We start from the raw sequence: 7433 nt of genomic DNA on the forward strand, positions 1-7433 counted from the left end.
TGAAACTGGACGTTTTGACCGATTGCCGCCATATGGGAGGAGCATCGAGAAAGTTCCATGACAGAACGCAGCCAGATCGCCACGTCGTTCCTGCCCCTGCCCGGCTCGGCGCCGGTTGAATGGGTGATCGAGCCAGGCCTTACCGCCTATCCGGATGCCCTTGCCTTCATGGAGGCTCGCGCCGAAGCGATCCGCAGCGGCGCGGCAGGCGAAATGGTCTGGCTGGTCGAGCATCCGCCGCTCTACACCGCCGGCACCAGCGCCCGCATCGAGGACCTTATCGACCCCGACCGGTTCCCGGTCTTTGCCGCGGGCCGCGGCGGCGAATACACCTATCACGGCCCCGGCCAGCGCGTGGCCTATGTCATGCTCGATCTGAAGCGCCGGCGCGAGGATGTGCGCGCCTTCGTCGCGGCGCTCGAGCAATGGATCATCGGCACGCTTGCCGCCTTCAACGTGCGCGGCGAGCGGCGCGAGGACCGCGTCGGCGTCTGGGTGGTGCGGCCGGATCGCCCTGCCCTGTCGGACGGCTCACCCGCCGAAGACAAGATCGCGGCAATAGGCATCCGGCTACGGCGCTGGGTGAGCTTCCACGGCATCGCCCTCAATGTCGAACCGGAGCTTGGCCATTTCAGCGGCATCGTGCCCTGCGGCGTTTCGGACCACGGCGTGACCAGCCTTGTCGATCTCGGCCTGCCCGTCACGATGGCCGACCTCGATCTGGCGCTGAAATCCGCCTTCGAGGATGTGTTCGGGCCTTCCGCCGTTCCGGCTGCAGAGCCTGCTCGCAAGGCCGGCTGAACATCGCTCCGCCTGGAGTGTGTTGAGATTCAGGTCAGGCCGAGCCGAAAACGGTGGGTTCCGAGAACCGGAGCGGAGCGTACTTAAGTACGTGAGCACCGGAAGCGCAGGAAGCTGCCGTTTGCAGGCCGGACTCATCTGAATATCAACATACTCTACATCAGCTGCGCGGATGCCCACAGCATCCCGTAGCCGTGGATGGCAAAGACGGCGAGCAGCGCGCCGGCCATGGCCAGCCGGTCGAGGGGCCGGATCGGCTTCAGCTCGTGTCGGGGCTTCACGCCGCTGCCCATGGTGATCAGGCTGAGGATCGCGAACACCGCGCCGGCGATCAGCAGGAAGCTCGGCGAAAAACCGGCCCGCCAGCCGAGCGCCAGAAGCGCCGAGAGCAGCAGGAAGGACGCCAGCGCGAGTGCTGCCGGACCCGGGCAGATCTGACGCAGCACCTGGCCGCCGTCGAATTTCCACACCGGCACCAGATTGGCGATGTTGAACAGGGATGCGCAGCCGGCGAGCGTTGCCAGTAGCATGGCGACAAGCCGATGTCCCTCGCCGTTGGCGAAGCCGCTGGCGGCGATCAGCACCGGCACCAGGAAAGCGGAGAAGCCTGCGCCCATAAGCGCCACGAAGGCGACCTCGAAGCGGCTGTCATAGGGCCTGCCACCGATGGCAATGCCGCCAAGCAGCGGAATGAAGATCATCCGTGCCCGGCGATGCCCCGTCAGCCGGAAGGCCGCCATATGGCCGAGCTCGTGCAGGGCGACCACCGAGGTCAGGATCGCGGCAAGGGCCAGGCCGCCGATATTGAGGCCGAAGAACGGCCACAGGATCAGGGCCGAAAGCACGGCAAAGCCGATCTGGCTCAGCGGATGCTCGAACCAGCCGCCCTTGCGATACGTGCCGGTAGCCGCCCAGACCTCCAGCTTGCTGAGCTCGCGGCGCATGGCGAAGAAACGGAAGACCAGGAACGCGACGCCGCGGTAGCGATCGGTTTGAGTAAGCGTGACCCGCGTCATATCATCCTTGGGCACGAGTTCGGCGGTCTCGCGATAGTTTGCCCAGAACGACGGATCGAGCGCAGTGTCCTCGATAACCCGCATCGAAAAGCGGCTGCCTTCCCTCACATCCTCGAACCGCGCCTTGCGTTCGATCGGCCGGCCGTCGCGCCCTTCCCAGGACAGCTTGATCAGCGCCGTCCCCTCGCCGTCCAGCGGCTCGGCGGAAAGGATCTCGCCGGACCATCCGGCGCCGCCGCCGAACGGCCACAGCGCCTGCCAGAGGCGATCGCGGTCGGCCTTGATCACGCGGCTGACCGTCACCGTGCACAGTCCGAGCGGCACGGTCATCAAAAGAAAGATCAATCCGAGATTGCCGGCCACGAGGGTGACCGTAACGATGACCGACACCAAATTCGCTCCTATCCTGAGGGAGCAACCTAGCGTCGGCGCGGCCAAGAAAGACTTAACAAGGAGTGGGCTCTTGCCCATCACCGGGCGGGCCCTTGCCTATCCCAGGGCGGGCTCTTGCCCGCCCGAACAACGGTCGGGCATTTGCCCGTCCCGGCAGCGGCTAGGCCGCCCGATCACATGGCGCCGATCCAGATCGCCATGGAAACGAGGAAGGTGCTCATGCAAACCAGCGAGACGACATCCTGAACCAGATCAGACATAACTCTCTCCGTTGTTAGTATGTTCGTAGTTTGTTCTGATTTTGTTCGAATGTCAACGGCCGCCACACACCGCGCCGAACGAATCCGGGCCGTCCATTTCTGCAGGGTTAAGGAAAGGTTAGCGCACGATTGGGGGTATTTGCGCAGAGCCAGGCCGAGCCGAGATTCGGATCGGACTGAGTCGAGGATGGCGGGTTCCGAGAACCGGCCCACGCCGGCGGTAGCCTTCATAGAGCGGAGACACTTATGAGGGCTTCGGACGGCGAAGGCCGGAAGCTGCCATCCGCAGGCCAGCCTCATCCGAATATCGGTTTGGCCTAAAGCGGCACGACCTTACCCTCGGCCAGCGTCACGCGCCGATCCATGCGCGAGGCCAGCTCGTGGTTGTGGGTGGCGATCAGCGCCGCGAGGCCCGACTGCCTGACCAGCGCTTCCAGCGCATCGAACACATAGGAGGCGGTGACCGGATCGAGATTGCCGGTCGGCTCGTCGGCCAGCAGCACCAGCGGCGCATTGGCGACCGCGCGGGCAATGGCGACGCGTTGCTGCTCGCCGCCTGAAAGCTCGGCCGGCCGGTGCTGCGCACGCTTGCCGATCTGCATGTAGTCGAGAAGCTGGGCTGCCCGCTCCGAAGCGTCCTTGGAGGAAAGCCCCTTGATCAGCTGCGGCATCATGATGTTCTCGAGCGCCGAGAACTCCGGCAGCAAATGATGGAACTGGTAGACGAAGCCGACATCGTTGCGGCGGATCGCGGTGCGCTCCTCGTCCGACAGCCGGCCGCAGGCACGGCCGGCGAGGATCACGTCGCCCGCATCGGGCCGCTCCAGCAGCCCCGCCGTATGCAGCAGTGTGGACTTGCCAGTGCCCGACGGCGCCACCAGCGCCACCATCTCGCCGCGCCGCAGCGAAAAGTCGGCGCCGTTCAGGATGGTGAGCTTGCGCGGCCCCTGGACATAGTGCCGCTCGACACCCTTCAACTCGATAATGGCCTCGGCCATCATTCGTACCTCAAGGCTTCGACCGGATCGAGCCGGGCGGCCCGCCAGGCCGGAAACACCGTCGCGAGGAACGACAGGGCCAGCGCCATGATGACGACGTAGGTCGTCTCGCGCGGATCCATCTTCGCCGGCAGCTGGCTGAGGAAATAGAGCTCGGGGTTGAACAGGATCCTGCCGGTCATCCAGGAGAAGAACTGGCGGATTGATTCGATGTTGAGGCAGATGACGACGCCGAGCAGCACGCCGGCGATGGTCCCGGTGACGCCGATCGCCGCCCCCGTCATCAGGAAGATGCGCAGGATCGCGCCGCGCGAGGCGCCCATCGTGCGCAGGATGGCGATGTCGTGGCCTTTGTCCTTCACCAGCATGATGAGGCCGGAAATGATGTTGAGCGCCGCCACCAGCACGATCAGCGTGAGAATCATGAACATGACGTTGCGCTCGACCTGCAGCGCCGAGAAGAAGGTCTCGTTGCGCTGGCGCCAGTCGACGAGATCGACCGGCCGCTGCGCCGCCTGCTCGACCAGCGGCTTCAGCGCGTCGACATTGTCGGGATTGTCGACATAGATCTCGATGGTCTGCGCGCGGCCGTCCATGTTGAAATAGAGCTGCGCTTCGGAGAACGGCATATAGACGATCGAGCTGTCATATTCCGACATGCCGACCTCGAAGATCGCCGCCACCTTGTAGCCCTTCATGCGCGGCGTGGTGCCGAGCGGCGTCACGTCGCCGTCCGGCGAGATCAGCGTGATCGTGTCGCCGAGCACCAGTCCGAGGCTTTCCGCCATACGCTTGCCGATCGCCACGCCGTCGCCGGTGTCGAAACCGTCGAGCGTGCCCTGCTTGATGTTGCTGGCGACGATCGAAATCTTGCCGAGATCCTCGCCGCGGATGCCGCGCACCAGCGCGCCCGTGCCGCCGCCGACATTGCCTTGCGCCAGGACCTGGCCGTCGATCAGCGGGATGGCGTATTTGACGCCCGAAACACCGTTGATGCGGCTCGCCACCTGGGCGTAATCCTCCAGCGGCGAATCGAGCGGCTGCACGATGAGATGGCCGTTGACGCCGAGGATGCGGGTCAGCAATTCGGCGCGAAAACCGTTCATCACGGCCATGACGACGATCAGCGTCGCGACACCCAGCATGATGCCGAGGAAGGAGATCGAGGCGATGACCGAGATCACCGTCTCCTTGCGGCGCGAGCGCAGATAGCGCCAGGCCACCATGCGCTCGAAGCCGGAGAAAGCGCCCGCCGCTGACCTGGCCGCTGCCGCCGGCTCGCTCATGCGGCGATACCCAGGCGTTTCTTGGCTTCCGCGATCGGCAGTGTGGCGCGCTCGCCCGACTTGCGGTTCTTGATCTCGACCTCGCCGGCGGCCACGCCGCGCGGTCCGACGATCACCTGCCATGGCAGGCCGATCAGATCCGCGGTGGCGAACTTGCCGCCGGGCCGCTGGTCGGTGTCGTCATAGAGCACGTCCTTGCCGGCCGAAGTGAGCGCCGCATAAAGCTCGTCGCAGACGCGGTCGCATTCGCCGTCGCCGACCTTCATGTTGATCAGGCCGATATCGAAGGGCGCCACCGCCTCCGGCCAGATGATGCCGTTCTCGTCATGGCTCGCCTCGATGATCGCCGCGACCAGCCGAGACGGACCGATGCCATAGGAGCCGCCGGAGGCGTAGTGGTCCTTGCCGTCGGGTCCGGTCACCTTGGCGCCCATGGGCTTGGAGTATTTCTCGCCGAAGTGGAAGATGTGGCCGACTTCGATGCCGCGCGCCGAGACCTGCTCGCTTGGCGAAACGTTCGCCCAGGCCGCTTCGTCGTGCATCTCGTCGGTGGCGGCATAAGGCGTCGTCCACTTCTTCACGATGTCACCGATCTCGGCATCGTTGGAGAAGTTGGTGCCGGCGCCCGGCACGTCGAGCGACAGATAGGCGCGGTCGCAGAACACCTGGCTCTCGCCGGTGTCGGCCAGGATGATGAACTCATGGCTGAGATCGCCGCCGATCGGGCCGGTGTCGGCGCGCATCGGAATGGCCTGCAGCCCCATGCGTGTGAACGTCCTGAGATAGGAGACGAACATGCGGTTGTAGGCGGCCCTGGCGCCCTCGAAATCGAGGTCGAAGGAGTAAGCATCCTTCATCAGGAACTCCCTGCTGCGCATGACGCCGAAGCGCGGGCGCACCTCGTCGCGGAACTTCCACTGGATGTGGTAGAGGTTGAGCGGCAGGTCCTTGTAGGACTTCACATAGGCGCGGAAAATCTCGGTGACCATCTCTTCATTGGTCGGCCCGTAGAGCATGTCGCGATCCTGGCGGTCCTTGATGCGCAGCATCTCCTTGCCATAGTCGTTGTAACGGCCGCTTTCTCGCCACAGATCCGCCGACTGGATGGTCGGCATCAGGATTTCCAGCGCGCCGGCGCGGTTCTGTTCCTCGCGGATGATCCGGCAGACCTTGTCCAGCACGCGCTTGCCCAGCGGCAGCCACGAAAAGCTGCCCTGCCCCTGCTGCCGGATCATGCCGGCGCGCAGCATCAGCCGGTGCGAGACGATTTCGGCCTCGCGGGGATTTTCTTTGAGAATGGGCAGGAAATAGCGCGACAAACGCATGGACTGGTCCGTGAGTGAAAATGGCGGCGCGGGAATCGGCGCAACCGAGGCTGCTTGCCCGGGCTTCATAGCCATTTCATGGCCGAATGGAAACCCGAGTGCCCCAAAGTATCGGGGCCTTCTGCACCTTACCAAAAAGGCGATTTTGGCTGCAAAGTGCCGCAAATGGCTTTTTGATCGATTCACAAGCAAGCCCTGCCGCACTATTGTGCAGTGCAGCACGATATTGCCTGTTTCGAGGCAAAATTCTTCGTGACATTTTCACCTGCCTTGGTCTAGTGTGCGCCGATAACCGAGAGGGCGGAGAAAAATCTGCTCTCCTACGCGGTCAAAGTCTTGGGAGGATGCGATCTAGGCGCGGTAACTCGCTGCCGCCGGACACCGGAAACAGATCGGACGCGTTTAAATTGCAAGGCCTTGTGCCTTGCATTTTTTTTGTGCAATCATCTGCTTAGCGCAACCATCTGCCAAACAGCATCAGGCGTGATTAGCCGTTGAATCGGAAGCCGGCTTCCGATTTCAACCTTGGCGCGCGTATGCTGCTCAATACTTGCGGAAACTGCGTTGTCGCCTTCAGTGACTGACGTCCGGCGTGAAGTCCGGCATGATCCGCATGACGTCGTCGAAGCTATACCCCAGGCCCATCGTCAAGCCGTAGAGAATGCCCATCACGACCACCGTCACGATCGTCGCGCGGACGAAGGCGCGCAGCATATGCGGGCCCCGCGGCGCGCTGGAAACGGTGCCAAGCGTGACATCCTGGTCGTCGTCCTGGGTGCGCAAGCTGAACGGAAGAACAACGAACAGCACCATCCACCAGATGACGAAGAACAGCGCGGCGAACAGTATCCAGTTCATATCTGCTCCAGTTCGACCAGCGTGCCGAAGAAATCCTTGGGGTGCAGGAACAGCACCGGCTTGCCGTGCGCGCCGATCTTCGGATTGCCGTCGCCCAGCACGCGCGCGCCGCTTTGCTTCAAATGATCGCGAGCGGCCAGGATGTCGTCGACCTCGTAGCAGACGTGATGCATGCCGCCGGATGGATTCTTCTCGAGGAACGCGGCGATGGGTGAAGTCTCGCCCAGCGGCTCCAGCAACTCGATCTTGGTGTTGCCGACATCGACGAACACGACGCTCACGCCATGCTCGGGCAGCGCCTGCGGCGCGCTCAACCGCGCGCCCAGCGTATCGCGATAGGCGGCCATTGCCGCGGCCAGATCCGGCACGGCAAGCGCGACATGGTTCAGGCGTCCAAGCATTGGCGGTTTCCCTAGGCAGTAGGCAGTAGGCAGTAGGCAGTAGGCAGTAGGCAGTAGGCAGTAGGCAGTAGGCAGTAGGCACTAGGCACTATACA

General features: G+C 63.7%; 7 protein-coding genes. 1 reads left to right on the forward strand and 6 read right to left on the reverse strand.

Going from position 1 to position 7433, the window contains the following annotated elements; all coding sequences use genetic code 11:
* Window positions 1-57: 57 nt before the first annotated feature.
* Window positions 58-801: a lipoyl(octanoyl) transferase LipB gene (gene lipB, locus FJ414_RS22935; RefSeq protein ID WP_140646671.1), complete on the forward strand. Its 744-nt coding sequence runs from the start codon at window positions 58-60 to the stop codon at window positions 799-801.
* A 155-nt stretch (window positions 802-956) separates the two neighbouring features.
* Here the strand turns inward: lipB and FJ414_RS22940 are convergent, their stop codons facing one another.
* From FJ414_RS22940 to mce, 6 genes are all read right to left on the reverse strand, one after another.
* On the reverse strand, window positions 957-2207 hold the full coding sequence (locus FJ414_RS22940) for an SRPBCC family protein (RefSeq protein WP_140646672.1): 1251 nt from the start codon (window positions 2205-2207) through the stop codon (window positions 957-959).
* 580 nt (window positions 2208-2787) lie between these two features.
* A complete protein-coding gene (locus FJ414_RS22945) occupies window positions 2788-3468 on the reverse strand; it encodes an ABC transporter ATP-binding protein (protein WP_140646673.1) in 681 nt (226 codons plus the stop codon).
* Window positions 3468-4754: a lipoprotein-releasing ABC transporter permease subunit gene (locus FJ414_RS22950; protein ID WP_140646674.1), complete on the reverse strand. Its 1287-nt coding sequence runs from the start codon at window positions 4752-4754 to the stop codon at window positions 3468-3470. The genes FJ414_RS22945 and FJ414_RS22950 overlap by 1 nt, the downstream gene beginning before the upstream one ends.
* The gene (gene proS, locus FJ414_RS22955) at window positions 4751-6079 is read right to left on the reverse strand and encodes a proline--tRNA ligase (protein ID WP_140646675.1); all 1329 of its coding nucleotides are present in this window, start codon (window positions 6077-6079) and stop codon (window positions 4751-4753) included. Before proS ends, FJ414_RS22950 begins: the two co-directional genes overlap by 4 nt.
* A 573-nt stretch (window positions 6080-6652) precedes the next feature.
* Window positions 6653-6937: a DUF1467 family protein gene (locus FJ414_RS22960; RefSeq protein WP_140646676.1), complete on the reverse strand. Its 285-nt coding sequence runs from the start codon at window positions 6935-6937 to the stop codon at window positions 6653-6655.
* Window positions 6934-7338: a methylmalonyl-CoA epimerase gene (mce, locus tag FJ414_RS22965; protein WP_140646677.1), complete on the reverse strand. Its 405-nt coding sequence runs from the start codon at window positions 7336-7338 to the stop codon at window positions 6934-6936. The genes FJ414_RS22960 and mce overlap by 4 nt, the downstream gene beginning before the upstream one ends.
* Window positions 7339-7433: the final 95 nt, after the last annotated feature.

The organism is Mesorhizobium sp. B3-1-6 (assembly GCF_006439555.1).
Classification (GTDB): Bacteria; Pseudomonadota; Alphaproteobacteria; order Rhizobiales; family Rhizobiaceae; genus Mesorhizobium.